Genomic DNA, 24,827 nt, shown 5'->3' with positions numbered 1-24,827 from the left:
AGCACTTCATGCCCGACGCTACCCCCGGTGAAGTGCTTGTGATGGGGGCGGGCACCATCGGGTGCTTCATAGGCGGCAGCCTCGCGGCGGCCGGTGTGCCCGTTACTTTCGTCGGCCGTCCGCGCGTGCTCGAAAAGCTCGCCAAGCACGGCCTGACGCTCACCGACATGGACGGCGCAACGCGCAAGCTGTCCGCTGAAAAGCTGCGATTGAGCGAGCAGGTCCCCGCCGGTGCACGGCCTTCGCTGGTGCTCCTGTGCGTGAAGAGCGGCGCCACGGCTGCGGCGGCGGGCGAGTTGGCTTTCGCGTTGCCCGCGGGCACCACGGTGGTCTCGCTGCAGAACGGTATTTCCAATTGCGCGGCCGCATCGCAGACCGGCCCTTCGCTCAATGTGCGCGCCGGCATGGTGCCCTACAACGTGGCCGAGATCGGCCCTGGCGCCTTCCATCGCGGCACTCCCGGCCGGCTGGCCGCGGAAGACGACGCGGCGCTGCGCCCGTGGCTGCCCGTGTTCGAGCGCGCCGGCGTGCCGCTCGACCTGCATGCCGACCTGCTGCCCGTGCAGTGGGGTAAGCTGATGCTCAACCTCAACAACCCCGTCAACGCGCTCTCGGGCCTGCCCCTGCGCGAAGAGCTGATGCTGCGCGGCTACCGCCGCTGCTTCGCGTCGCTGATCGAGGAAGCGCTGGGCATCCTCAACGTTGCGGGCATTGCGCCGGCGCAGGTGGCTGCCGTTCCGGCGCATCGGCTGGTCAGCCTGCTGCGCCTGCCCGACTGGCTGTTCCGCATCATCGCGGGACGCATGCTGCGCATCGATGCCAAGGCGCGCTCCAGCATGGCCGACGACCTCGCGCTCGGCCGCCGCACCGAGATCGATTCGCTCAGCGGCGAGGTCGTGCGCCTCGCGCAGGAGCACGGCCTGAGCGCACCGCGCAACGCGCGCATGGTCGCGCTGCTCGATGCCTGGCCGCAACAGCCCAAGCGCTGGACGGCACGGCAATTGCAGGATGCTCTCGGCCTGTAGCGCTTAGCCTGTACCCTCGGCTGCGTTGCAGCAGCTTTCAAAGGGTTGTTCTCATGCAGGTCTTGATTCTCGGCAGCGGTGTCATCGGCACCTCGGTGGCGTATTACCTGGCGCGCGCCGGGCACGAGGTGACGGTGCTGGAGCGCCAGCCGGCGCCAGCGCTCGAAACCAGCTTCGGCAACGCGGGCGAAGTCTCGCCCGGCTACTCGGCGCCGTGGGCCGGGCCCGGCGTGCCGGTCAAGGCCATCAAGTGGATGCTCATGCAGCACAGCCCGCTGGTCATCAAGCCCATGCTCGATCCGGCCATGTGGCGCTGGGGCCTGTCGATGCTGCGCAACTGCACGCAGGCGCGCTACGAGATCAACAAGGGCCGCATGGTGCGGCTCGCCGAATACAGCCGCGACTGCCTGAAGGCACTGCGCGCCGACACCGGCATCGCCTACGACGAACGCATGCAGGGCACGCTGCAGCTTTTTCGCACGCAGCAGCAGCTCGACGGCACCTCGAAGGATGTCGAAGTGCTCAAGGCTTCCGGCGTGCCGTACCAGGTGCTCGACCGCGAAGGCTGCGTGCAGTACGAGCCCGCGCTCGCGGCCGTGAAAGACAAATTCGTCGGTGGCCTGCGCCTGCCCGGTGACGAGACTGGCGACTGCTTCAAGTTCACGCAGGCGCTGGCCAAGCTGGCGGAAGCCGGGGGCGTCAAGTTCAGGTTCGGCATCAACATCCAGGCCATCGAACACGATGCAGCCAAGGGAGTGACGGCTGTGCGCACCGATGCCGGCAGCTTCACCGCAGAGCGCTACGTGGTTGCGCTGGGCAGCTATTCGCCCGCGCTGGTCAAGCCGCTGGGCATTCGGCTGCCGGTGTATCCGGTCAAGGGCTTCTCGATCACCGTGCCCATCACCGACGCTGGCGGCGCACCCGAATCGACCGTGATGGACGAGACCTTCAAGGTGGCGGTCACGCGTCTCGGCGATCGCATCCGCGTGGGTGGCACCGCCCAGCTCTCGGGCTTCGACCTGCAGCTCAACAAGCGCCGTCGCGACACGCTCGAGCACGTCGTGACCGATCTGTTCCCCAAGGGCGGCGACGTGCGCGACGCCTCCTTCTGGACCGGCCTGCGCCCGATGACGCCCGACGGCACGCCCGTGATCGGCGCCACCCGCATTCCCAACCTGATGCTCAGCACCGGCCACGGCACCCTCGGCTGGACCATGGCGGCAGGCACCGGCCGCGTGATGGCCGACCTGATTGCGGGCAAGGCGCCCGAGATCGACATGGAAGGCCTCACCGTGGCGCGCTACGGCGGCTGAAGAGCCCGACGCTCCCACCCCCGCAGGGCGGCCCGAAAAGGCCGCCCTGTTTTCGTTGAGTCACAAAAATCAGGGTTTCTACTTAGTCACGAAGTTGTCTTCCTCGGTATTCTCACGGCGTTCCATTAATAAATCGTTGTTTCTTTAGTGAAACAAAACCACGATCACACGGACCCGATGAAACAGACACGCCGCCATGCCATCGCCGCTGCCATTTCCCTGGCCGCCGCTTGCGCCACCGGACTCGCCTGGGCAGACAGCTACCCGAGCAAGCCGATCACGTTGGTCGTTGCCTATCCGGCCGGTGGCGACACCGACGCGCTGGCGCGGCTCTTCGCCGAAAAGCTCTCGACGCGCGTCGGCCAGCCCGTGGTGGTCGACAACCGCCCCGGCGCCAGCGGCATCATCGGCAGCGCCTACGTGTCGAAGGCCGCGCCCGACGGCTACACGCTGCTGCTCGCGCCCAGCACCTTCTCCATCGCGCAGCTGGTGCTGAAGACGAATGGCTCGTCGGGCTACGACGTGTTGAACGGCTTCACGCCCATCGTGCAGACGGGCAGCCAGCCGCTGTTCCTCGTGGCCAGCGGCGGCAGCGGCTTCGCCGGGCTGAAGGACGCCGTGACCGCAGCAAAGGGCGGCAAGTCGCTGAGCTATGCGAGCCCGGGCAGCGGCTCGCCGATGCACATCCTCGGCGAGATGTTCGCCCGCGCCTCGGGCACGAGCCTCGCGCACGTGCCGTACAAGGGCGTGGCGCCTGCCGTCAACGACGTGCTCGGCGGCCATGTGCCCGTCACCTTCATCACGCTCGGCCCGGTGTCGCCGTACTTCGCCAACGGCAAGCTGCGCCCGCTGGCCGTGGCCTCGGCCCAGCGCTCGCCGCTCGCGCCCAACGTGCCGACGCTGGCCGAGCAGGGCTACAAGGACGTCGAAGTGACGGCCTGGAACGGCCTCTGGGGCCCGCGCAACCTGCCGCCCGAAATCGTGAAGACGCTCAACGGCCACTTCAACGAAATCCTGAAGATGCCCGAGATCGTTGCGCGCATGGCGGTGCTCGGCACCACGCCCGTGGGCGGCGACGCCGACGTGCTCGGCAAGACCAACGCCGCCGACTACACGCGCTTCGGCAAGGTCATCAAGGAGCTCGGCATCCAGGCCGACTGAACCGACTGAAGCCCGCATCCCCATGACCGAACTCAAAGCCATTCCCGATCCATCGAGCCTGCAGGCACTGCTGGCCGAACTGCCGGCCAACCTGCTGGCCGGCCGCCGCGTCCTCGTGACCGGCGGCGCGCGCGGCCTGGGCCTTGCCTTCGCGCAGTGCATTGCCGCGGCAGGTGCGAGCGTGGTGCTGGCAGACATCCTGGGCGAACTGGCCGAGACCGAGGCGAAGGCGCTGCGCGAAGCGGGCCACACAGCCCACGCATTGCCGGTCGACCTGTCGAACCCCGGCTCCATCGTGGCCTGCGCCGACGAAGCCATCCGCCTGCTCGGTGGACTCGACGGCCTCGTCAACAACGCCGCCATTACCAATTCGGGCGGCCGCGACGCGCACCAGCTCGAAATCGACATGTGGGACCGCGTGATGAACGTCAACGTGCGCGGCAGCTGGCTCATGGGCCGCGCCTGCCGCAGCGCGCTGGCCGAAAGCGGCCGCGGCGCCATCGTCAACCTCGCGTCCGACACGGCGCTGTGGGGCGCGCCCAACCTGCTGGCCTACGCATCGAGCAAGGGCGCCGTCATTTCCATGACGCGCTCGCTGGCGCGCGAGTGGGGCGGCGACAACATCACCGTCAACGCCGTCGCGCCCGGCCTCACGCTGGTCGAGGCCACCGAATACGTGCCGATGGCGCGCCACCAGAAGTACCTCGAAGGCCGCGCCATTCCCCGCGAGCAGCAAGCCGCCGACGTGTGCGGCGCGACCCTGTTCCTGCTTTCCGGCCTCGCACGCTTCGTGACGGGCCAGTTGCTGGCCGTCAACGGCGGCTTCGCGATGCACTGATTTTTCCGACCAAGGAGTACACCCGATGAGCGATCTGTCCGAACAGCAGAAGATCAACGAAGCCGGCACCAACAGCCTGGCACAGCCCGAAGGCAGCAGCCTCGCGGAGTGGATGAACACCCGCATCGCGCGCTACGAAACCCGCAAGTACGACTGGGACGCGCTGAAGTTCCAGTCCGACTTCGACCCCAAGTTCCGCCGCGCGCAGATGCGCTACGTGGGCACTGGTGGCACCGGCGTCGCTAAGGACGTCAACACCGTGCCCGCCGAGCACTTCACCTTCTCGACCATGGTCATCCCGGCCGGCCACGAAGGCCCGCCGCACCTGCACACCGACGTGGAAGAAGTGTTCTTCCTGATCCGCGGCAAGCTCAAGGTGGTGATCGAGAAAGACGGCGAGCGCTTCGAAACCATCATGACCGACCGCGACCTGATCTCGGTGCCGCCCGGCGTGTACCGCGAAGAGATCAACATCGGCGACGAAGACGCGCTGATGTGCGTGATGCTCGGCGCGAAGAAGCCCGTAACGCCGACGTATCCGGCCGATCACCCCCTCGCAAAGATCAAGCGCTGAGCGAACAATCCATGAACGACGCCATCGCCACCGACGCGCTGATGCTGCCGGCCTCCGAGCTGGCGCGGCTCGACGCACGCTTTCCGGCCCGCAATGTCGCGGTCGCCGGTGGGGCCGTGGTGTCGGTGCGCGAATGCGGCCAGGGCCCGGCCATCGTGTGCCTGCACGGCATCGGCTCGGGTGCGGCGTCGTGGATCGACACTGCCGCGCTGCTTGCGCCGCAGGCCCGCGTGATTGCGTGGGACGCACCGGGCTACGGCGAATCGACGCCGCTCGAAGCCGCCGCACCGACCGCAGCCGACTACGCGGCACGCCTGAGCGCGCTGCTCGATGCACTCGGCATCGAGTCGTGCGTGCTGGTTGGCCATTCGCTCGGCGCGATCACCGCTGTGTCGGCCGCACGCACCGATTCGCGCATCCGCCGACTCGTGCTCGTCAGTCCGGCCATCGGCTACGGCGCTCAGTCTCGCGAAGAAGCTCGCGCCAAGGTGCGCACCGAACGCCTCGCCACGCTCGACGAACTCGGCATCGTCGGCATGGCCGCGAAGCGCGCGGGCCGGCTCGTCTCCGACAAGGCCAGCGGCCACGCCCGCCAATGGGTGCGCTGGAACATGGCCCGGCTGAACGACCGCGGCTACCGCCAGGCCGTCGAGCTGCTGTGCAACGCCGACCTGCTGGCCGACCTGCCGCCGCCCATGCCCGTACGCGTGGCCTGCGGCGCGCTCGACGTGGTCACGCCTCCGGCCGCCTGCGAAGAAGTCGCGCGCCAGTGCGGCGTGCCGCTTGAATTGGTGGACGATGCGGGCCACGCCGGCTATGTGGAACAACCGCAGGCCGTCGCCGCACTGCTGCGCGAATCGCTCGCCGGCTGACCGCAACACAAACACAAGACATCCAAGGAAGGAAAAAGAGGCATGGCCAACAACGACAACGAGACGATGGAAGAGGGCGCCGACCGCTACAACGTGCCCGCGCTGGAGCGCGGCCTGCGCGTGTTGTGCGAGTTCAGCCGCGAAAGCCGCACGCTCTCCGCCCCCGAACTGGCCCGCCGCTTCGACCTGCCGCGCTCCACCGTTTTCCGCCTGCTCACCACGCTTGAGAACATGGGTTTCCTCGAGCGCGCCGAGGGTGGGCGCGACTACCGCTTGGGCCTGGCCGTGCTGCGCCTGGGCTTCGAATACCTCGCCTCGCTGGAACTCACGCAGCTCGGCACACCGCTGCTCAACCGCCTGTGCGACGAACTGCGCACGCCCTGCAACCTGGTGGTGCGCGATGGCCGCTCCATCGTCTACGTTGCCAAGGTCGCACCGCCCACGCCCTTTGCCAGCTCGGTCACCGTCGGCACGCGTCTGCCGGCCCATGCCACCGTGCTCGGCCGCATCCTGCTCGAAGACCTCACGCTGCCGCAGCTGCGCGCGCTCTACCCCGAGGACAAGCTCGAAACCTTCTCGCCGAGCACGCCCAAGACCGTGAACGAACTCTTCGACATGGTGCAGGCCGACCGCCAGCGCGGCTATGTGCTGGGCGAGGGCTTCTTCGAGTCGAACATCTCCAGCATCGCTGCGCCGGTGCGTGACCACAGCGGCCACATCGTGGCGGCGCTGGGCGCCACCATCACCTCGGACCACATCGAAGAAAGCCGCATGGACGAGATGGTGCTGCGCGTGCGCGGCACGGCTGACGAGATCTCGGGGCTGCTCAACTACTCCCCAGCGCGCGCCGCCAAGGTGGTGCCGCTTCGCAGCGCATGACAGTCATGGCACAGCAGACTTCCTCCTTCTTTGCAGCCAAGGCGCTGGCCGGCCGCGTGGCCGTGGTCACGGGCGGTTCGTCGGGCATCGGCCTGGCCACCGTCGAGCTGCTGCTCGGCTGCGGCGCATCCGTCGCGCTGTGCAGCCGCAACGCAGAGCGGCTCGACGACGCCGTGACCGACCTGCACGCGCGGTACCCGAACGCCAAGCTCTTCGCCCAGCCATGCGACGTGCTCGACGGTGCCTCGGTCCGCTCCTTCGCCGCCGCCAGCGAAGCCGCGCTCGGCCCGGCATCGATGCTGGTCAACAACGCAGGGCAGGGCCGCGTCTCCACCTTCGCCGACACCGACGATGCGGCCTGGACCGAAGAGCTCAACCTGAAGTTCTTCTCCGTCATCAACCCCACGCGCGCCTTCCTGCCGCAGCTCGCGGCGCAGCGCGCGGTGCTGGGCGATGCTTCCATCGTCTGCGCCAACTCGCTGCTGGCGCGCCAGCCCGAGCCGCACATGGTTGCCACCTCGGCCGCGCGCGCCGGCCTGCTGAACCTCGTGCGCTCCATGGCCACTGAATTCGCTCCGCAGGGCGTGCGCGTCAACGGCATCCTGATCGGCCTGGTCGAGTCGGGCCAATGGCGCCGCCGCTTCGAGGCGCGCGAAGACAAGTCGCAAGACTGGGCCGCCTGGAGCGGCCAGCTCGCGAAGAACAAACACATCCCGCTGGGTCGCCTGGGGCTTCCGACCGAAGCCGCGCGCGCGATTCTTTTTCTTGCTTCCCCGCTCGCGTCGTACACGACGGGCAGCCATATCGACATTTCCGGAGGCCTTTCGCGCCATGCATAACCCCACGAACAACAACACGGTCACCGTCGGCGCAGTCGTCGCCGCCTTTCTCGAACAGTGCGGCGTCAAGGCGGCCTTCGGCGTGATCTCTATCCACAACATGCCGATCCTCGACGCCTTCGCGCAGCGCGGTGCGATCCGCTTCGTGCCGGCGCGCGGCGAGGCCGGAGCCGGCAACATGGCCGATGCGTATGCGCGCTCCACGGCCAGCCTCGGCGTGTGCCTCACCAGCACCGGCCCGGCCGCCGGCAACATCGCGGGCAGCATGGTCGAGGCGCTGACCGCCGGCGCGCCGCTGCTGCACATCACGGGGCAGATCGAGACGCCGTACCTCGACAAGGGCATGTCGTACATCCACGAGGCGCCCGACCAGCTCACCATGCTCAAGGCCGTGTCGAAGGCGGCCCTGCGCGTGCGCAGTGTCGAGACGGTGCTCGGCACGCTCAAGCGCGCGGTGCAGCTTGCAATGACGGCGCCGACCGGCCCGGTGAGCGTGGAGATTCCGATCGACATCCAGTCCGCGCTGACGACCATGCCGGCCGACCTGTCGCCGTTGCCCATCGAACGGCCGGTGCCTTCTGCTGCTTCGCTCGACGCACTGGCTGCGCGCCTTGCTGCAGCCAAGCGCCCGATGCTGTGGGTCGGTGGCGGCGCACGCCATGCCCGAGCCGCCATCCAACGCCTGCAGAAGCTCGGCTTCGGCGTGGTCACCACCACGCAGGGCCGTGGCACGGTGCCCGAAGACGATGCCGGTTCGCTCGGCTCGTACAACATCCACAAGCCGGTCGAGGCGCTGTACCAGCGCTGCGACGCGATGCTGGTCGTCGGCTCGCGCCTGCGCGGCAACGAAACGCTCAAGTACGAACTGAAGCTGCCGCGCCCGCTGCTGCGCATCGATGCCGATGCTGCCGCCGAAGGCCGTGGCTACGCCACCGACCTGTTCGTCTGCGGCGACTCCGCTCTGGCCCTCGAAGGCCTGGCCGACCGCCTCGAAGCAGCGACGTACAAGGCCGACCCCGAACTGCTCGCCGACCTGCGCGCCGCGCACGAGCAGGCCGTGGCCTCGCTCACCGACGGCCTCGGCCCGTATGCCGAGCTTGTAAAGGCGCTGCAGTCCGCCGCCGGCCGCAACTTCAACTGGGTGCGCGACGTGACCGTGTCGAACAGCACCTGGGGCAATCGCGAGCTGCGCATCTTCGAACCCAGCGCCGGTGTGCACGCCACGGGCGGCGGCATCGGGCAGGGCATGCCCATGGCCATTGGCGCTGCCATCGGCGCGGCCGAAACGGCCTCGGGCCGCAAGACCTTCTGCCTGGCCGGCGACGGCGGCTTCATCCTGAACCTTGGCGAACTCGCGACCGCCGTGCAGGAGCAGGCCGACATGGTCATCGTGCTCATGAACGACAAGGGCTACGGCGTCATCAAGAACATCCAGGACGCGCAGTACGGCGGCCGCCGCTGCTATGCCGACCTGCACACGCCCGACTACGCGCTGCTGTGCAAGTCGCTGTCACTGCCGCATGCCCGCGTGCAGCGCATGGACGAGTTGAAGGCGAAGCTGGGCGAGGCGCTGGCGAAGAAGGGCCCGTTCCTGCTGGAGATCGACATGCTCTCCATTGGCGATTTCAAGAGCGCCTTCGCAGGCCCGCCGACCAACACCGTCACCCAGATTCCGGCGCTCGGCAAGGCTGCCGCCGCTTCGGTGGAGTGACGGACGTGAGCGCATTGCCCGCATTGCGTATTGCCCTCGTAGGCTGCGGTGCCATCGGCACCTCGGTGCTCGAACTGCTCAAGGGCGATGCTGCCCTGGAGGTGGTTGCCATCGTCGTGCCCGCCGAGGGCGTGGCCGCGGCGCAGAAGGTTGCGCCCGGCGTGCAGGTTGGCAGTAGCGTGCCTGCCGATGGCATCGACCTCGTGGTCGAGACGGCTGGCCATGCGGCCATCGAAGAGCATGTGCTGCCCGCTCTGGCTCGCGGCACGCCCTGCGTGGTCGCTTCGGTTGGCGCGCTGTCGGCCGCCGGCTTCGCCGAAAAGCTCGAAGCCGCCGCCATCGCAGGCAAGACGCAGGTGCAGCTGATTCCCGGCGCCATCGGTGCAATCGATGCACTCGCCGCGGCCCGCATCGGCGGCCTCGACAGCGTGCGCTACACCGGCCGCAAACCGCCGCAGGCATGGAAGGGCACGCCGGCCGAACAGGGCCGCGACCTCGATGCGCTGGTGCAGCCCACCGTGATCTTCGAAGGCAGCGCGCGCGAAGCGGCCTTGCTCTATCCGAAGAACGCCAACGTCGCCGCCACCGTCTCGCTCGCGGGGCTCGGGCTCGACAGGACACAGGTGCGCCTGATTGCCGACCCCGCCACCACCGAGAACGTGCACACCGTCGAAGCCGAAGGCGCCTTCGGCAGCTTCGAGCTGACCATGCGCAACAAGCCGCTCGCGGCCAACCCCAAGACATCCGCGCTCACCGTGTACAGCGCCGTGCGCGCGCTACGCAACCGCGTCGCCGCGCTCGCCATCTGAGTCACTCCATGATTTCTTCCGAACTCCTTCCGATCTGCATTGCCGGCGAATGGCGCCTGGGCGGCGGCGACGTCTACGAAAGCCTGTACCCCGCTACCGGCGAGCCCATCGCGCGCCTGAAGGCCGCGAGCCTCGCCGATGTCGAGGAGGCCATCACTCGCGCCGACCAGGCCTTCCGCACCAGCGGCTGGGCCCAGCGCCTGCCGCACGAGCGCGCCGCCGTGCTGCACCGTGTGGCGCAACTGATCCGAGAAGAGAGCGAATCGCTCGCGCAGAAGCAGCGCCTGGACAACGGCAAGCCGATCACCGAAACGCGCAATCTCGTGGCCAGCGCTGCGGGCACCTTCCAGTTCTTCGCCGCCGCGCTGGAGACGCTGGAAGAAACCATCACGCCGTCTCGCGGCGCCTTCGTCACGATGAGCGTGCACGAGCCCATGGGCGTGGTCGCGGCCATCACGCCGTGGAACTCGCCCATTGCCAGCGAGGCGCAGAAGCTGGCGCCTGCGCTGGCTGCCGGCAACGCGGTGGTCGTGAAGCCCGCCGAGGTGACGCCGCTGATGGCGCTGGAACTGGCCCGCATCTGCGAGCAGGCCGGCGTGCCGAAGGGCATCGTCAGCGTGCTGCCGGGCAAGGGCTCGGTGATTGGCGATGCGATCACCAAGCATCCGCTGGTCAAGCGCGTGTCGTTCACCGGCGGCACCACCACCGGCAAGCACATCGCGCACATTGCGGCCGACAAGATGATGCCGGTGTCGCTGGAGCTCGGCGGCAAGTCGCCGACCATGGTGCTCGACGACGCGGACCTCGACCACGCGGTGAACGGCGTGCTGTACGGCATCTTCAGTTCGTCGGGCGAGTCGTGCATCGCGGGCTCGCGCCTCTTCGTGGCGCGCGGCATCTACGACGAGTTCCTGACGCGCCTCGCGGAAGGCGCCAATGCGCTGCGCGTGGGCGACCCGGCTTCGGAGCGCACGCAGATGGGGCCGCTCATCACGGCGAAGCACCGCGAAGGCATCGAGCGCTATGTGGACCTCGGCGTGTCCGAAGGCGGCAGGATTCGCACGGGCGGCGTACGCCCGCATGGTGATGGCTATGACCGGGGCTATTTCTACAAGCCGACCATCATCGAAGGCCTGGGCAACAGCGCCCGCATCAGCCAGGAAGAAATCTTCGGCCCGGTGCTCGTCGCGATGCCTTTCGACAACGAGGAAGAGCTGATCGCGCAGGCCAACGACAGCGTCTACGCGCTGGCTGCCGGCGTGTGGAGCCGCGACTTCAAGCGCGCCTGGAAGCTCGGCCGCGCGGTGCAGGCCGGCACGGTCTGGGTCAACACCTACAAGCAGTTCTCCGTGTCCACTCCGTTCGGCGGCTGGCGCGACAGCGGCCTGGGCCGCGAGAAGGGCCGCGAAGGCATCTTCCAGTACATGGAGCAGAAGAGCATGTACTGGGGCACGAACGAACAACCGCTCCCATGGGCGAACTGAAGAGGACCGCACCATGAGCGTACTTGGCATCGATCAGATCACCTACGGCGCGGACGACCTGCCCGCATGCCGCCAGTTCTTCGAGGACTGGGGCCTCACGCTGAAGTCGGAAGCCGCCGACGAACTCGTCTTCGAATGCCTCAACGGCTGCAAGGTGGTCGTCGCGGCGTTGGACAAGCCGGGCCTGCCGCCCGCGATGGAAGAGGGCCCGACGCTGCGCGAAGTGGTGTGGGGCGTCGAGAGCGATGCGGACCTCGACCGCTACGCCGCCGCCATCGTGCAAGACCCGGCCTTCTTCGACAGCACGGTCGAAGGCGCACGCCGTATCGGCTGCATCGACCCCAACGGCCTGGCCGTGCGCCTGCAGGTCAGCCGCAAGCGGGCGGTGGAAGTCGATTGCGCCGCCATGAACACCTGGAACGCCAAGCCGCGCATCAACCAGGCCGCGCCGATCTACGAGCGCGCGACACCCATCGAAGTCGGCCACGTCGTGTTCTTCGTGAGCGACGTGAAGGCCACCAGCGCGTTCTACGCGCAGCGCTTCGGCTTCGTGGCGTCAGACAGCTACCCGAACCGCGGCGCCTTCATGCGCTGCGCGGCAGAGGGCGGCCACCACGACCTGTTCCTGCTGCAGATTCCCTCGGGCAAGCGCGGGCTGAACCACGTGGCCTTCACCGTGCGCGACATCCACGAAGTGTTCGGCGGCGGCCTGCACTTCTCGCGCCGTGGCTGGGAGACGCAACTGGGCCCGGGCCGCCACCCGGTGTCGTCCGCGTACTTCTGGTACTTCAAGAACCCGGCGGGCGGGCTCATCGAGTACTACGCCGACGAAGACCAGCTCACCGCCGAATGGCAGCCGCGCGAGTTCGAGCCGGGCCCGACGGTGTTCGCCGAATGGGCGGTGGACGGCGGCCTCGACGGCAACACGCGCCGCCAGAAGAACGCGGAAGGCCCGAAGGGCGCTTTCCTCACCGAAAAGAAATGAACCCCTCGAATCCCTCGACTCTCATGCAACGACGTTTCTCCTTCTCCGTCCTGTTCGCCGCACTGGCGGCCTTCACGCTCGCCGCACCCGTGCACGCGCAGCAGAGCGAGGCCCAGAAGCAGCTTGCCAGCGAGCGCTTCACCATCATCTCGCCGTTCCCGCCCGGTGGCCCGGTCGACACGCTGGCCCGCGTGCTTTCCGATGGCCTTGCCAAGCGCTATGGCCAGGCGGCCGTGGTCGACAACCAGGTCGGCGCGGCCGGCAACATCGGCATGGAAAAGGTCAAGCGCGCCAAGGGCGACGGCCACACGCTGCTGGTGATTCCCGCGGGCAACGTCACCATCAACCCGACGCTGATGCCCAACTTCCCGTTCGACATGGCGAAGGACTTCGTGCCGATCACCATGCTGGCCAAGGCGCCCAATGTGCTGGTGGCGTCGCCCGCATCGGGCATCAAGAATGCGAAGGAGCTGGTGGCGCAGGCCAAGGCCAAGCCCGGCACGCTGTCGTATGCCTCGCCCGGCGTGGGCAGTGGCCTGCACCTGGCGGGCGAGCTGTTCAAGCAGCAGGCCGGCATCGACATGCTGCATGTGCCCTACAAGGGCACGCCGCCCGCGCTCAACGACGTGCTCGGCGGCTCGGTGCCGCTGATGTTCAGCAACCTGCCCGCGACGCTGCCTTTCCTGAAGCAGGGCAAGCTGGTCGCCATCGGCATCACGGAGGCCAGGCGCAGCCCCGCCGCACCCGACATTCCCACGCTGGCGGAGCAGGGCATCCAGGGCGTGACCGTGACCTCGTGGTACGGCCTGATGGCGCCCAAGGGCACGCCGCCCGCCGTGGTCGAACAGCTCGCGAAGGACGCCGCCGAGATGCTGTCGCAGCCCGAGGTGCGCGAGCGCCTGAAGCTGCAGGGCATGACCGACGCGGCCATGAAGCCCGCCGAGTTCGCCGCCTACATCCGCGATGAGACGGCCACATGGGCCAGGATCATCAAGGCCCGCAACATCGTTGCCGAATAAGCCGGCCGCACGCGAAAGAAGCTCTCATGAAGACAAGCGAATCAACCATCGGCATCGTCGGCGCCGGCATCGGCGGCCTCGTGGCTGCCATTGCGCTGCGGCGCGCGGGCCACGACGTGATCGTGTTCGAGCAGGCCAAGCAGTTCGCCCGCGTCGGCGCGGACATCAACCTCACGCCCAATGCCGTGCGCGCGCTCGACGGCCTCGGCGTGGGCGAGGCGGCCCGCGTGACGGCAGCACGCCCGTCGCACCGCATCAGCCGCACCTACGACACCGGCGAAGAAACCTCGCGCCTGGAGATGGCCGATTCGGCGGAGCAGCGCTATGGCGCGCCGCAGCTCACCATCCACCGCGCCGACCTGCTGGCCGCGCTGGCCGACATGTTCCCGGCGGAGCAGGTCGCGCTCGGCAAGCGCGCCGAGACCATCGCCGCCGATGAAGCCGGCGTGACCATCGCCTTCACCGACGGCACCAGCGCCCGCGTCGGCGCGCTGATCGGTGCCGACGGCATCCACTCCTGCGTGCGCACCGCGATGTTCGGCGCAGAGAGCCCGCGCTTCACCGGCATCGTCGCGTACCGCGCCGTGGTGCCCGCAGAGCGCGTGGCCGGCGTGCCCAACCTGGGAGCCTTCACCAAGTGGTGGGGCCCCAATCCGCAGAGCCAGATCGTCACGTTCCCGCTCAACCGCGGCAAGGACATCTTCATCTTCGCCACCACGCCGCAGGACACCTGGCACCTCGAGTCGTGGACCGCGCCGGGCAGTGTCGACGAGCTGCGCGAGCAGTACGTGGCCTACCACCCCGAGGCGCGTGCCCTGCTCGACGCCTGCGACACGGTGCTGAAGACCGCGCTGTACGAGCGCGATCCGATGCCCGCCTGGGCGCAGGGCCGCATGGCGCTGCTGGGCGACGCCGCGCACCCGATGCTGCCCTTCATGGCGCAGGGCGCGGGCATGGCCATCGAAGACGCGGTGGTGCTCTCACGCCACCTCGAAGGCGTGGCCATGGCCGACGTTCCGGCCGCACTGCAGGGCTTCGAGAAGGCGCGCATCGAACGCGCCAGCCAGGTGCAGCTCGGCTCGCGCGGCAACAACTGGCTGCGCGAAGGTGGCAATGCCGACTGGGTCTATGGCTACGACGCCTGGACCGCGCCGCTCGCAACCCCGGCCATGGCCGCCGCCTGATTCACTTCACCTCGCTCGCCCCACGGAGGCTCACGATGCAACCCCAAGACCGCTACCTGCAACCGCACCAGGCGCGCCAGCGCCCCGCGACCACTTACGAAGACCTGCTGGGCGACGTGATCGAGCGCGCCTTCGGCGATGGCATCCACGACCTGCCAGGGCTCGTGCAGCGGCTCAACGACAGCGGCCTCGCCACGCCGGGCGGCCAGCCCTGGACCGAGGCGCTGTACCGCAAGGAAATGGCCGCGCTGGCCGCCTGAGGAGTACCCACCATGACCATCGCCATCCAACCCGTTCCCGCCGATCCTGTCGATCATCTTCTCGAGATCGGCCTGAAGGACCTCTGGTATCCGATCTGCCCCTCGCACTTCATCAAGGAGAACCCCATCTCCCTGCGCCGTCTCGGCCGCAAGATCGCCCTGTGGCGCGACGGCGAAGGCGTGCTGCATGCGCTGGAAGACCGCTGCCCGCACCGCGGTGCGCCGCTGTCGCAGGGCGTGGTACTGGGCGACCGCCTCTCGTGCCCGTATCACGGCGTCGAGGTGCGGCATGACGGTGTCGTCACGCGCGTGCCCGGCAGCCCCGGCTGCAAGCTCGAAGGCTCGAAGGCGACTCGGCACTTCCATGTGCAGGAGCGCGCGGGTGCGGTGTTTCTCTATAACTCGAAGGAGCCGGTCGACATTCCGCCGCCGCTGGTGCTGCCCGAGCAACTGACCGACGACGCCGGGTATTCGAGCTTCCTTTGCTACACCGAGTGGAAGGGCGACTACCGCTACGTGCTCGACAACGTGATGGACCCGATGCACGGCACGTACCTGCACAAGCAGTCGCATTCGATGGCCGAGGGCGACTCGAGTGCGAAGTTCGGCATTCGCCCGACCGACATCGGCTTCGTGTTCGAGAAGGAAGGCCAGCGCAACGTCAACTTCGACTGGACCGAGTGGGCCGACACCGGCATCCACTGGATGCGCCTGGAAATTCCGTACCCCAAGACCGGCGGCCCTGGCGGCAACTTCATCATCATTGGAGCCTTCTCGCCGATCGTGAAGGGCATGACGGCTACCTTCTTCTGGCGCGTGCGCAAGCTGGAGCCGGGCTGGCAGCGCGACACCTGGCGCTTCCTCTACAAGAACCGTCTCGAAGCGCGCCACTGGCATGTGCTGGAGCAGGACCGCGTGATGCTCGAGGAGATGGAGCCCGACGCCAACCAGCACGAGAACCTGTACCAGCACGACCTGGGCATCGTTCGCCTGCGCCGCCACATGCGCAACCTGGCGCAGGCCCAGCTGGCGGAAGCCGCAACAGCCTGAGCGGGAAGCGAGCATCGCCATGTCTTCTCCCACGCTCAACGCCCTCGTGCACACCATGCGCTACGAGGCCGACGGCATCGTGAGCGTCGAGTTCCGGCCGGCCACGCCTGCCGTGGACTTTCCTGCCTTCGAGGCCGGCTCCCACATCGACCTGCACCTGCCCAACGGGCTTGTGCGCAGCTACTCGCTGTGCAACCCATCGAGCGACCGCCAGCGCTACGTGGTGGGCGTGCTCAACGACCGCAAGAGCCGCGGCGGCTCGCGCTACGTGCACCAGCAGCTGCGCGTGGGCATGACGCTGCCCATCTCGGCGCCCCGCAACAACTTCAAGCTGGAGGAGGGCGCGGAACGCTCGGTGCTCGTGGCCGGCGGCATCGGCGTGACGCCCATCTGGTGCATGCTGCAGCGGCTGGTGGCCATCGGCAAGCCAGTTGAAATCCTGTACTGCGCACGCACCCGCAAGGAGGCTGCCTTCTGCGATGCCATCGAAGCGCTGGCGAAAGAAAAGTCGGTGCAGCTGACCTGGCACTTCGACGACGAGAAGGGCGCGCCGCCCAACCTGGCCGAGCTGATGTCAGGCAAGGGCGCGGCCAGCCACTACTACTGCTGCGGCCCCACGCCGATGCTCGATGCCTTCGAGAAGGGCTGCGAGCAACTGGGCTACACCAACGCGCACATCGAACGCTTCGCCGCCGTGCATGTGGAGGCGCCAAGCGCCACGCAGAGCTACGTGGTGCAGTGCGCGAAGAGCGGCAAGAGCGTCGAGGTGCCGGCGGGCAAGTCGATTCTCGACAGCCTGATCGACGCCGGCCTCAACCCCGACCACAGCTGCAAGGAAGGCGTCTGCGGCGCCTGCGAAACGGCTGTGCTCGAAGGCGAGGTCGACCATCACGACGGCATCCTCACCAAGATCGAACGTGCGTCCAACAAGACCATGATGATCTGCGTCTCTCGCTGCAAGGGCGAGAGGCTGGTGCTCGACATCTGAGGCCCGCGGCCAGAGAAAAACCACTCCCGAAAATCCAATGAAAAACTACTTGATCGCGCTGGCTGCGGCCAGCACGGCTGGCGGAGCGCTGGCCCAATCTTCCCTCACGCTCTTCGGAGTGGTCGACGCAGCCGTCACCTACACCAAGGGCAGCGGCAACGGTTCGGCCCACAAGACGCAGCTGACCAACAGCGGCAACATGTTCAGCCGCCTCGGTTTTCGAGGCACGGAAGACCTGGGCGGTGGCTACTCGGCCAACTTCTGGCTGGAGATGGGTCTGCAGAACGACAGCGGCACGGGCTTTCCGTCGAACTCCAACAACCAGGCCAGCGGCAACGGCACGGCGGGCGTGCTGAGCTTCAACCGCCGCTCCACCGTGAGCCTCGCAGGGCCCTTCGGCGAACTGCGGCTGGGGCGCGACTATGTGCCGGCGTTCTGGAACACCGCCATCTTCGACCCCTTTGGCACGGGCGGCGGCATCGGCGCGAACCAGATCTACTTTTCGGGCCTGGGCGGCCTCGTCGCGCCCACGGGCACGCGTGCCTCGAACAGCATCGGCTACCTGCTGCCGGCCAGCCTCGGCGGCTTCTACGGGCAGGTGATGTACGCGATGGGCGAGAACGATTCCAACTCGGTGCTGCCTGGCACGCGGGTGTCGAACGAGCATGACGGCGACCACACGGGCGCGCGCTTCGGCTACCAGAGCGGCGGGCTCAACATCGCGCTGGCCACCGGCCGCACGCGCTATGCGAGCGGCGACCTGCGCGTGACGAACCTCGGCGCGTCCTATACCTTCGATGCGTCGCTCATGAACCTCAAGCTCACGAGCGAGCTGTACAAGGAGTCGAAGGGCACGACCGATGCCAAGGGCGTACTCATCGGCTTGCAGCTGCCCATCGGGCCCGGCGAGATCAAGGCCTCGTATGCGCGCTACCGGCTGGAGCCTGTCGGTGCAGCGCTGAAGCCAACCTCGTCGAAGCTGGCGATCGGCTATGTGCACAACCTGTCGAAGCGCACTGCGCTGTACGCGACCATCGCGCGCATCAGCAACAGCAATGGTGCGTCGCAAGCCCTCTCGGGCGCTATCACCGCGCCGAACCGCGCCTCCAGCGGCACCGAGTTCGGCATGCGCCACATGTTCTAGGCGCAAGGGCGCGTCACCACTCCCACATCGGCAGGACAGGTCATGCAGAGCAACAGCATCGGCAGTAGCAAGAACTTTCGTTGGTACGGTGTCATCACGCTGTTCGTGATCGTCGCGATCTCCTACGTGGACCGCATCAACATCGCGGTGCTGATCACCGATGCCGCGTTCCTGAACCATGTGGGCATCGCGGCCACCGACCGCGTGAGCCAGGGCTTCCTGGCGACGGCCTTCATGCTGGGCTACGGCGTGTCGGCTTTCGTGCTCACGCCGTTCTGCTCGGCGCTGTTCGGTGTGCGGCGCAGCCTGGTGTACGGCCTGATCCTCTGGGGCGTGGTGACGTGGGCCTCGCCGATGTTCCATAGCTACGGCATGTTGCTGGCCTCGCGCATCCTGCTGGGCGTGTCCGAGGGGCCGCTGTTCTCGCTGGCCTCTGCGTACATCAAGGCACATTTCCGCAGCGACGAGAACGGCAAGCCGAATGCCTTCGTGAACATGGGCACGGGGCTGGGGCTGGCCATTGGCTATCCGCTGGTTGGCTATCTGCTCACGCAGTTCGCGTGGGACACATCGTTCCACGTGCTCGGCGTGTTGAACATCGTGCTCGGCATTCCGCTGGTGCTGGCCTTCGTGCGCATGCCGACGACTCAAGCCGATGGCGTGAAGCCTTCGTTGTTCGGCGAGGCGATGGCGCGCGTGAGCGGCATCGTGAAGGGCGCGCTGCACACGCGGCACCTGTTCCTCATCACGCTGCTGACCTCGGCCGCGCTGGCCTACCTCTGGGGCAGCAGCAACTGGCTGCCGACGTATCTGCGCGAAGCGCGAGGCTTTTCGATGCGCGAGATGGGCTGGCTGGCCTCGCTGCCGCAATACGCCACGGTGCTCGCGGTGTTCGTGGGCGGCGTGCTCATCGACAAGGTCGGGCGCGAGCGCGTGCCCTTCATCTTCATGGGCGCGAGCTTGGGTGTGGCGCTGTCGGTGCTGATGGCCATCAACGCACGCGATCCATACGCGGCGGCAAGCTGCCTGGTGGCGGCCAACTTCTTCTGGGGCCTCCAGAGTCCGGCCATTCCGAGCACGGTGCAGTACTGCTCGCGGCCCGAGCACACGGCCAGTGCGTTCGGCGTGACCAATGGCGCGGGCAGCCTTGTGGCGGGCTTCATGCCGGCGCTGATGGGCGGCGTGATCGGCGCGGTGTCGCATGTCTCGGGCACCGCGAGCACGGCCGCTGCATCGGCGGCATCGGCCTCCGGTTTCTTCGCGGGCTTTGCGCTGCTGATCGGCACGCAGGTCGTGGTGTTCGCATGCGGCCTCTTGCTGTGGCTGCGCGACCGCACGCACGGCGCTGCAGCAGTCTCAGGTTCACAGCTTTCCTGAGCTTTTCGAAGGCTTGTACCTTCGTACTGTGGCCACGCAGTCACAGTGCATGCGGCCGATTTCTGTCATCTGCGTGAGCAGGTGTTTCGGCGCTAGAACCATCTACATAGCGCACGGCATGCGCTGCATGTCATGACGCCATTCGGCCTATGGCGCGCGAACATTTTGAGAGAGAAAAGTTCCGCGATTCGTTGAGCTGACTTGTTCGTTCAGCTAAAACTGGCGCACATCAATGGACGAGGGAATGCGCGTGAAATCAACGACAAGAGCCGCAGAAAGTCTTGCCATAACCGACATGGCTCGTGCCGCTTCCGCTTCGCGGAAACGCACCGCGCAGATGCGCCGGCACTGAGCGCGAGCCTTCGCACTACAGCCCCGCGCTTGCATCCCATCACCCCGCGTCTGACGGGAATGGAACCTCTTACGCCTCGCATCCTGGGACCACCGCCTCGCACGCGGTGTGACCTTGCATGACTGTGTGGTCCTGACGAACGAAAGCGTTCGCCGGGAGGGCAGTGTGTTGCCCATTTTTCTTCCCAGATAACCCCGTTGTTCATCTCATCACCGCGCGCGTTACGCGCATCGCCGGCTATCCGCCGGGCGCATGCGGGACGGCGCATGTTTCTTCTTACCAAGAGTACTCAGAGGCGATCATGAAAAAATTCAGTACCCCGGTGGTCAATCATCTTGCCATCACCGCAGTGACCCTTGCCGTTCTGACGGCATGCGGCGGCGGCGGAGACAGTGGCGGCGCTTCGCTCGGCGGTGCCGGCACCGGCCTCAGCGCACCCTCGGACTCCGTTGTTTCGGCACCCGTGTCCGACCCCACCTCGAAGACGCCCGACGACGGCGTGCCCAATGCGGCGAATGCCGCCGTTGCAGCGGTCGATCGCTCGGCCAAGCCGATGGAGCTGCCCGACACCGTCTGGCCCAGCAACTACAAGCTGTGGTTCCGTCCCGATGCGGCGCTCAAGACTTTCGTGGGCCGTGGCGATGTGGAGATCGAAGTGCTCAAGCCGGTCGACGCCATCGTCGTTGCCGCGCACAACCTGAACTTTGCAAAGGGCCGCACCACGCTGCGCAAGGTGTCGAGCCCTGGTGAAGCGATTCCGCTGATTCCCACGCCGCAGACGCTGGGCGACTTCGTGCAGCTGCGCCTGAACGACGGCCAGATCGCAAAGGGCAAGTACCTGCTGCACATGGAGTGGGACGGCAAGATCCAGTTCTCCGACGCCGAGTACTGCCCGCCCGCGGAGGTGGCGCGCAACCCGTTCTGCTCGGCCGCCACAGGCATCTTCAAGGTGGGGCTCTCAACGCCCGAGGGCGTAAGCAGCGATGCCATCGTGACGCAGGGCGAAACCAACTACGCGCGGCAGTGGTTCCCGGGCTGGGACGAGCCGGCCTTCCGCCACACCTTCGAGATCTCGGCCGAGGTGCCGGGCGACTGGAAGACGGTGTCGAACGGCGCACAGACCGAGGCAACGAAGCTGCCCGACGGCTACCAGCGCGTGGCCTTCGAGAAGACGCCTTCGATGCCGATGTACCTGACCTTCTTCGGCGGCGGCAAGTTCGACATATTGGCCGACAACTTCAAGAACCCGCTCGACGGCAGCGACATGCCGCTGCGCTGGTTCACGCCGCCGGGCCGCGCCGACTGGGCCAAGTTCGCGATGGAGTGGACCAAGGTGTCGATGGACTACTACTACAAGTACACCGGCATCCCGCTGCCCTTCAAGAAGTTCGACACCGTCGCGGCCAACGACAGCTACAACAACAAGCCCAACACCGGCTTCGGCGGCATGGAGAACTGGGGCTCGATCTTCGAGTTTGCCGACTCGGTGCTCACCAAGCCGGGCGACACGCCCACGCTGTACTCGGTGACGGTGGTCACGCACGAGGTGGCGCACCAGTGGTTCGGCGACCTGGTCACGCTCGACTGGTGGGACAACGTGTGGCTCAACGAGTCGTTCGCGCGCTGGTTCGAAAGGCGCACCACGATCAAGTTCCACCCCGAGTACTACAGCTTCTCCGACTACGTGCTGGACAAGCACAACGTGATCGTGGCCGACCTGAAGAACACGGCGGTGCCGGTGCAGCGCAACCTCAACGACGCGGGTTCGTTCGGCTTCATCAGCCCGTCGATCTTCGTCTACAACAAGGGCAGCCACGTGCTGGAGACCATCCAGAACTACATCGGCGAAGAGGCGATGCAGAAGGGCCTGCAGATCTACCTGAAGGACTACGCGTACGGCAACGTCACGCCTTCGCGGCTGTGGAGTTCGCTGGAGAAGGCCACCGACAAGAAGGTGAGCGACATCGGCGACAGCCTCATCCGCCAGACCGGCATTCCGCTGCTCACGGTCGACGCGCAGTGCGCGGGCAACAGCACCTACGTGAACATCACGCAGGAGTCGTTCCCCAACCAGAACGTGTACCCGGCCTCGACCTGGACCGTTCCCGTCACGCTGGCATATGGCGACGCGATGGAAAAGCGCCAGACCTTCGTGATGTCGAACAACAGCACGCAGATCGAGCTGCCCGGCTGCACGGCCGTGCTGGCCGGGCCGACCGGGCAGGACTACTACGTGAGCAACTACAGCGCGCAGTCGTGGAGCGCACTGCTGGCCAAGGCGCAGAGCTTTGCGAGCAACAAGCCGCTGCTTCTGAATATCGAGCGCGATGCGTTCCGGCTGCTGAGCGTGGGGCGCATCACGCAGGCGCAGTACGACCAGATCAAGGGCGTGGTCAACCTGCCGGCGACCCTGCTGGCCAAGACGCAGGTGAGCCAGCAGAAGATGGCGGCGGTCGATGCCGGGGTCGAGAAGGAAGAGTACCCGCACGCGCTGCGCTTCCAGGGCAGCCTGAAGCTGCGCGAGAACGACAAGCGCTGAGCGTTGTTTGAACCGGCGCGCGCCGCCCGGCATATCGGTCGGTGCGCGCCTCATCGCACGAGGATCAACATGAACACAGCATTGAAATGGCTGGCCGCCGGGGCGTCGGCATTGCTGCTTGCCGCATGCGGCGCAAGCAGCAGCAGCGGACCCGAGGCCGAACTGGTCGGCACCTACGCCGTCAAGCAGAACGGCGCGCTCAAGGAACTGATCAAGATAGAGAAGCAGGGCGACCGCTACGTGATGCGCGACAAGGTGCGTACGCCCGAGTGGAGCGAACCGAAGATGCAGATGAAGCCGGTCACGCGCGAGCAATGGGCTCGCATCACCACCGACAAGGAGAGCACCGCCTTCGTCGGCATGGCGAGCGAGCAGCTAGGCATCTTCAAAGTGCCGGCGGGCTGGAAGAAGAACGGCTTCCAGACTTCGACGGGCTATTTTCTCTTCTACTCGCGGGGGCCGGTGGAGGCGTACAAGCTCTGACGGCTGAAGTGCCGATGGATCAGGCCGCGGGCGCCACGCTCGCGCCCTCGATGCGATGGCGCTTCAGCGCATCGGCCACGAAGCCGCTGGCCTTCATCTCTTCGACGAAGGCGGCGAGCAGCGCTTGTGCCGCGGCGCCGCGGCTGGCCGGCGTGCCCATGGCCTGCTGGATCACCATGAAGCGGCCCGGGAGCACGCGCACGCCCGGTGCGCGCTGCGCTTCGCCTTCGAGCATCTGGCGGATGCCGGCCGCCACTTCGACTTCGCCTGAACGCAGTGCTGCAAGCGCCGGGCCCGCGCCCTGCAGCCGCACGATCTCGGCCGCCTTGATCTCGCGCGTGAGGAACAGGTCGTAGGCACTGCCCGAGCCGACCGAGATGCGGTGCCCCTTCGCATCGACCTGCGCGTTGTCGGCGAGCGCCGAAGCTTCGGGCACGAGGTAGCTACCCTCGATCAGCACATAGGGCGCGGTGAACAGCAGCCCTTCGCTGCGTGCGGGGTCGATGGCGAAGAAGCCGATGTCGGCCTTTTCATTTTTGACAGCATCGACCGAAGCTGCCGCCTTCTCGAACACCACCAGCTCGACGCCCACGCCGAGCCGCCGTGCGAACTCTCGCGCCAGATCGATCGAGACGCCTACCGGCTCGCCGCTGGTCGCGTCCTTGTTGGCGAGGATCGGGTTGCCGAGGTTGATCGAGGCGCGAAGCGTGCCGCCGGGCGCGAAAGCGGAAACGAGGGCGGGGGAGATCGTCATGGCGTGGTTCGTCGATGAGAGCTGGGGATGCGCGCCAGTTTACGGTGCCGTCAGCGGCTCCAGCCCCGTCTTGGCGATGGTGGGCGCGGCAGCGGGCGAGTTGAGATAGCGGATCAGTTGCCGTGCCGCATCGGGTTGTTTCGATGCGGTGGCCACGCCGGCAGAGAACACCGTCACCTGCTGCACTTCTGCCGGCAGCGGGCCGATGTAGTCGATGCCCGCGATGGGCAACAGCTCGCTCACCTGCTGCAGGCCGAGCGCCGCGTCGCCGCGCGCTACCACTGTGCCGACGCGCTCGCTCAGGATGCGCCTGCTCTTGGGCTTGACCTGGTCTTCGATGCCGAGCTTCTTGAGCAGCTCGGTCTCGTAGTAGGTGCCGCTTGCGCTGGCCGAGTAGGCGATGGACGGGGCCGCGAGCAGCGTGCGCTTCAGCGCATCGACGGAACTGATGTCGGGCTTGGGCGCGCCCTTGCGCACCGCGAAGCCGATGGCCGAGCGCACCAGGTCGACCTGGCTGCCGGGCACGACCTTGCCCTGTGCGACGAGTGCATCGAGCGCGGGGCGAGCGAGGATCACAACGTCGGCCGGCTCGTTGCGCGCGAGGCGGCTGGGGATCGAGTCGTCGGCATTGCCCATCGAGGCGCCGTATGCCGTCTTCACGGTGCGGCCGCTGCTGCGCTCGAACTCGGGGCGCAGGTCGTTGTAGGCGGCGGTGAAGCCGCCCGAGGTCATGACGTGGATGTCGCCACCGGCGGGCTTGCTGCCGCCGAGGCTGCCGCAGCCGGCGAGCGCGAGGGCCGCAATCAGCGGGAGGGCTGCGCGGCGGGTGAGGGTGCGAAAGGAAGAAAAAAGAATGGGCTTTGTCACGATGTCTCCAGGAGGAAGGAAGCGGCGGCGTGGGCGCCGCCTGCTACTGCCATCGTAGAAGCCGGGGCTGTCATTCGGCCTTCAGCGGATTCGGGGTTATCACTGAGGGGACGACGCAGGCTCGTCGGGCTTGCCCGCGTCCGCGGCGGGCAGCCTTCCTCGCCTGGCCAGCCCTTCGCGCAGCAGGAACTCGACCTGCGCGTTCGCGCTTCGCAGCTCCTGCGCCGCCAGGCGTTCGATCTCGGCCCACAGGGCCGGATCGATGCGCAGGGGGTAGGATTTTTTTCCGGGACTGGCCATCGGGTGCGGGTAGAGAGACG

At 67.2% G+C, this 24,827-nt stretch carries 24 protein-coding genes; 21 read left to right on the top strand and 3 right to left on the bottom strand.

Annotated elements, in window-relative coordinates:
• The first annotated feature begins 8 nt into the window (after positions 1 to 8).
• The 21 genes from ACTG4X_RS20875 (at position 9) to ACTG4X_RS20775 (ending at position 22,886) form a co-directional block, all read left to right on the top strand.
• Positions 9 to 1,025 carry a 2-dehydropantoate 2-reductase gene (locus tag ACTG4X_RS20875; protein ID WP_097198963.1) on the top strand — a complete coding sequence of 339 codons (1,017 nt, stop codon included), beginning with the start codon at positions 9 to 11 and terminating at the stop codon, positions 1,023 to 1,025.
• Positions 1,026 to 1,078: 53 nt separating this feature from the next.
• Positions 1,079 to 2,338: a D-amino acid dehydrogenase gene (locus ACTG4X_RS20870; RefSeq protein WP_440531787.1), complete on the top strand. Its 1,260-nt coding sequence runs from the start codon at positions 1,079 to 1,081 to the stop codon at positions 2,336 to 2,338.
• 177 nt (positions 2,339 to 2,515) lie between these two features.
• Positions 2,516 to 3,499, top strand: a complete 984-nt coding sequence (locus ACTG4X_RS20865) for a Bug family tripartite tricarboxylate transporter substrate binding protein (RefSeq protein ID WP_093073557.1) — start codon at positions 2,516 to 2,518, stop codon at positions 3,497 to 3,499.
• A 22-nt stretch (positions 3,500 to 3,521) separates the two neighbouring features.
• On the top strand, positions 3,522 to 4,337 hold the full coding sequence (locus tag ACTG4X_RS20860; RefSeq protein ID WP_093073559.1) for an SDR family oxidoreductase: 816 nt from the start codon (positions 3,522 to 3,524) through the stop codon (positions 4,335 to 4,337).
• A 25-nt stretch (positions 4,338 to 4,362) separates the two neighbouring features.
• Complete coding sequence (locus ACTG4X_RS20855; RefSeq protein ID WP_093073561.1) at positions 4,363 to 4,911, top strand: cupin domain-containing protein; 549 nt, start codon at positions 4,363 to 4,365, stop codon at positions 4,909 to 4,911.
• 11 nt (positions 4,912 to 4,922) lie between these two features.
• Complete coding sequence (locus tag ACTG4X_RS20850) at positions 4,923 to 5,783, top strand: alpha/beta fold hydrolase (RefSeq protein ID WP_440531786.1); 861 nt, start codon at positions 4,923 to 4,925, stop codon at positions 5,781 to 5,783.
• 42 nt (positions 5,784 to 5,825) lie between these two features.
• On the top strand, positions 5,826 to 6,662 hold the full coding sequence (locus ACTG4X_RS20845) for an IclR family transcriptional regulator (RefSeq protein ID WP_093055816.1): 837 nt from the start codon (positions 5,826 to 5,828) through the stop codon (positions 6,660 to 6,662).
• Positions 6,663 to 6,667: 5 nt separating this feature from the next.
• Positions 6,668 to 7,501, top strand: coding sequence for an SDR family oxidoreductase (locus tag ACTG4X_RS20840; protein ID WP_440531785.1), 834 nt, complete (start codon positions 6,668 to 6,670; stop codon positions 7,499 to 7,501).
• Positions 7,494 to 9,212 (top strand): thiamine pyrophosphate-binding protein, encoded by a 1,719-nt coding sequence (locus ACTG4X_RS20835; RefSeq protein ID WP_440531784.1) that lies wholly within the window; start codon positions 7,494 to 7,496, stop codon positions 9,210 to 9,212. Before ACTG4X_RS20840 ends, ACTG4X_RS20835 begins: the two co-directional genes overlap by 8 nt.
• A gap of 14 nt (positions 9,213 to 9,226) precedes the next feature.
• Complete coding sequence (locus ACTG4X_RS20830) at positions 9,227 to 10,021, top strand: aspartate dehydrogenase (RefSeq protein ID WP_093075107.1); 795 nt, start codon at positions 9,227 to 9,229, stop codon at positions 10,019 to 10,021.
• Between the two features lie 8 nt (positions 10,022 to 10,029).
• Positions 10,030 to 11,505 (top strand): aldehyde dehydrogenase, encoded by a 1,476-nt coding sequence (locus ACTG4X_RS20825; protein WP_440531783.1) that lies wholly within the window; start codon positions 10,030 to 10,032, stop codon positions 11,503 to 11,505.
• A gap of 13 nt (positions 11,506 to 11,518) precedes the next feature.
• Positions 11,519 to 12,490: a VOC family protein gene (locus tag ACTG4X_RS20820; protein ID WP_440531782.1), complete on the top strand. Its 972-nt coding sequence runs from the start codon at positions 11,519 to 11,521 to the stop codon at positions 12,488 to 12,490.
• Positions 12,491 to 12,513: 23 nt separating this feature from the next.
• Positions 12,514 to 13,509, top strand: a complete 996-nt coding sequence (locus tag ACTG4X_RS20815) for a Bug family tripartite tricarboxylate transporter substrate binding protein (protein WP_093055992.1) — start codon at positions 12,514 to 12,516, stop codon at positions 13,507 to 13,509.
• A gap of 26 nt (positions 13,510 to 13,535) precedes the next feature.
• Entirely contained in the window at positions 13,536 to 14,693 is a 1,158-nt protein-coding gene (locus ACTG4X_RS20810) for an FAD-dependent monooxygenase (RefSeq protein ID WP_093073573.1), read from the top strand.
• Positions 14,694 to 14,728: 35 nt separating this feature from the next.
• Entirely contained in the window at positions 14,729 to 14,953 is a 225-nt protein-coding gene (locus ACTG4X_RS20805) for a recombinase-like helix-turn-helix domain-containing protein (protein ID WP_093055826.1), read from the top strand.
• Positions 14,954 to 14,965: 12 nt separating this feature from the next.
• Positions 14,966 to 16,003 (top strand): aromatic ring-hydroxylating oxygenase subunit alpha, encoded by a 1,038-nt coding sequence (locus ACTG4X_RS20800; protein WP_093176068.1) that lies wholly within the window; start codon positions 14,966 to 14,968, stop codon positions 16,001 to 16,003.
• A 19-nt stretch (positions 16,004 to 16,022) separates the two neighbouring features.
• The gene (locus tag ACTG4X_RS20795; protein WP_440531781.1) at positions 16,023 to 16,991 is read left to right on the top strand and encodes a PDR/VanB family oxidoreductase; all 969 of its coding nucleotides are present in this window, start codon (positions 16,023 to 16,025) and stop codon (positions 16,989 to 16,991) included.
• A 37-nt stretch (positions 16,992 to 17,028) separates the two neighbouring features.
• Positions 17,029 to 18,135 carry a porin gene (locus ACTG4X_RS20790; RefSeq protein WP_440531780.1) on the top strand — a complete coding sequence of 369 codons (1,107 nt, stop codon included), beginning with the start codon at positions 17,029 to 17,031 and terminating at the stop codon, positions 18,133 to 18,135.
• 42 nt (positions 18,136 to 18,177) lie between these two features.
• On the top strand, positions 18,178 to 19,512 hold the full coding sequence (locus ACTG4X_RS20785) for an MFS transporter (RefSeq protein ID WP_440531779.1): 1,335 nt from the start codon (positions 18,178 to 18,180) through the stop codon (positions 19,510 to 19,512).
• 653 nt (positions 19,513 to 20,165) lie between these two features.
• A complete protein-coding gene (locus ACTG4X_RS20780) occupies positions 20,166 to 22,403 on the top strand; it encodes a M1 family metallopeptidase (RefSeq protein ID WP_093055834.1) in 2,238 nt (745 codons plus the stop codon).
• Positions 22,404 to 22,472: 69 nt separating this feature from the next.
• Positions 22,473 to 22,886: a hypothetical protein gene (locus tag ACTG4X_RS20775; RefSeq protein WP_093055835.1), complete on the top strand. Its 414-nt coding sequence runs from the start codon at positions 22,473 to 22,475 to the stop codon at positions 22,884 to 22,886.
• Positions 22,887 to 22,905: 19 nt separating this feature from the next.
• Here ACTG4X_RS20775 and ACTG4X_RS20770 read toward each other — a convergent pair whose 3' ends face one another.
• From ACTG4X_RS20770 to ACTG4X_RS20760, 3 genes are all read right to left on the bottom strand, one after another.
• On the bottom strand, positions 22,906 to 23,640 hold the full coding sequence (locus ACTG4X_RS20770; protein ID WP_440531778.1) for a transporter substrate-binding domain-containing protein: 735 nt from the start codon (positions 23,638 to 23,640) through the stop codon (positions 22,906 to 22,908).
• A gap of 39 nt (positions 23,641 to 23,679) precedes the next feature.
• Positions 23,680 to 24,507, bottom strand: coding sequence for a substrate-binding domain-containing protein (locus tag ACTG4X_RS20765; protein ID WP_440531777.1), 828 nt, complete (start codon positions 24,505 to 24,507; stop codon positions 23,680 to 23,682).
• A 99-nt stretch (positions 24,508 to 24,606) separates the two neighbouring features.
• A complete protein-coding gene (locus tag ACTG4X_RS20760) occupies positions 24,607 to 24,807 on the bottom strand; it encodes a hypothetical protein (protein WP_093073590.1) in 201 nt (66 codons plus the stop codon).
• Between the last annotated feature and the right edge of the window lie 20 nt (positions 24,808 to 24,827).

The sequence above is a fragment of the Variovorax sp. YR566 genome, from assembly GCF_051992195.1.
Lineage (GTDB): Bacteria > Pseudomonadota > Gammaproteobacteria > Burkholderiales > Burkholderiaceae_C > Variovorax.
The sequence above is the reverse complement of the archived record's forward strand: the minus strand, read 5'-3'. Positions and strand labels throughout refer to the sequence as shown.

Coding starts and splice junctions, on each gene's coding strand:
- ACTG4X_RS20875 (WP_097198963.1), top strand. CDS start 9: ATGCCCGACGCTACCCCCGGTGAAGTGCTTGTGATGGGGGCGGGCACC.
- ACTG4X_RS20870 (WP_440531787.1), top strand. CDS start 1,079: ATGCAGGTCTTGATTCTCGGCAGCGGTGTCATCGGCACCTCGGTGGCG.
- ACTG4X_RS20865 (WP_093073557.1), top strand. CDS start 2,516: ATGAAACAGACACGCCGCCATGCCATCGCCGCTGCCATTTCCCTGGCC.
- ACTG4X_RS20860 (WP_093073559.1), top strand. CDS start 3,522: ATGACCGAACTCAAAGCCATTCCCGATCCATCGAGCCTGCAGGCACTG.
- ACTG4X_RS20855 (WP_093073561.1), top strand. CDS start 4,363: ATGAGCGATCTGTCCGAACAGCAGAAGATCAACGAAGCCGGCACCAAC.
- ACTG4X_RS20850 (WP_440531786.1), top strand. CDS start 4,923: ATGAACGACGCCATCGCCACCGACGCGCTGATGCTGCCGGCCTCCGAG.
- ACTG4X_RS20845 (WP_093055816.1), top strand. CDS start 5,826: ATGGCCAACAACGACAACGAGACGATGGAAGAGGGCGCCGACCGCTAC.
- ACTG4X_RS20840 (WP_440531785.1), top strand. CDS start 6,668: ATGGCACAGCAGACTTCCTCCTTCTTTGCAGCCAAGGCGCTGGCCGGC.
- ACTG4X_RS20835 (WP_440531784.1), top strand. CDS start 7,494: ATGCATAACCCCACGAACAACAACACGGTCACCGTCGGCGCAGTCGTC.
- ACTG4X_RS20825 (WP_440531783.1), top strand. CDS start 10,030: ATGATTTCTTCCGAACTCCTTCCGATCTGCATTGCCGGCGAATGGCGC.
- ACTG4X_RS20820 (WP_440531782.1), top strand. CDS start 11,519: ATGAGCGTACTTGGCATCGATCAGATCACCTACGGCGCGGACGACCTG.
- ACTG4X_RS20815 (WP_093055992.1), top strand. CDS start 12,514: ATGCAACGACGTTTCTCCTTCTCCGTCCTGTTCGCCGCACTGGCGGCC.
- ACTG4X_RS20810 (WP_093073573.1), top strand. CDS start 13,536: ATGAAGACAAGCGAATCAACCATCGGCATCGTCGGCGCCGGCATCGGC.
- ACTG4X_RS20805 (WP_093055826.1), top strand. CDS start 14,729: ATGCAACCCCAAGACCGCTACCTGCAACCGCACCAGGCGCGCCAGCGC.
- ACTG4X_RS20800 (WP_093176068.1), top strand. CDS start 14,966: ATGACCATCGCCATCCAACCCGTTCCCGCCGATCCTGTCGATCATCTT.
- ACTG4X_RS20795 (WP_440531781.1), top strand. CDS start 16,023: ATGTCTTCTCCCACGCTCAACGCCCTCGTGCACACCATGCGCTACGAG.
- ACTG4X_RS20790 (WP_440531780.1), top strand. CDS start 17,029: ATGAAAAACTACTTGATCGCGCTGGCTGCGGCCAGCACGGCTGGCGGA.
- ACTG4X_RS20785 (WP_440531779.1), top strand. CDS start 18,178: ATGCAGAGCAACAGCATCGGCAGTAGCAAGAACTTTCGTTGGTACGGT.
- ACTG4X_RS20780 (WP_093055834.1), top strand. CDS start 20,166: ATGAAAAAATTCAGTACCCCGGTGGTCAATCATCTTGCCATCACCGCA.
- ACTG4X_RS20775 (WP_093055835.1), top strand. CDS start 22,473: ATGAACACAGCATTGAAATGGCTGGCCGCCGGGGCGTCGGCATTGCTG.
- ACTG4X_RS20770 (WP_440531778.1), bottom strand. CDS start 23,640: ATGACGATCTCCCCCGCCCTCGTTTCCGCTTTCGCGCCCGGCGGCACG.
- ACTG4X_RS20760 (WP_093073590.1), bottom strand. CDS start 24,807: ATGGCCAGTCCCGGAAAAAAATCCTACCCCCTGCGCATCGATCCGGCC.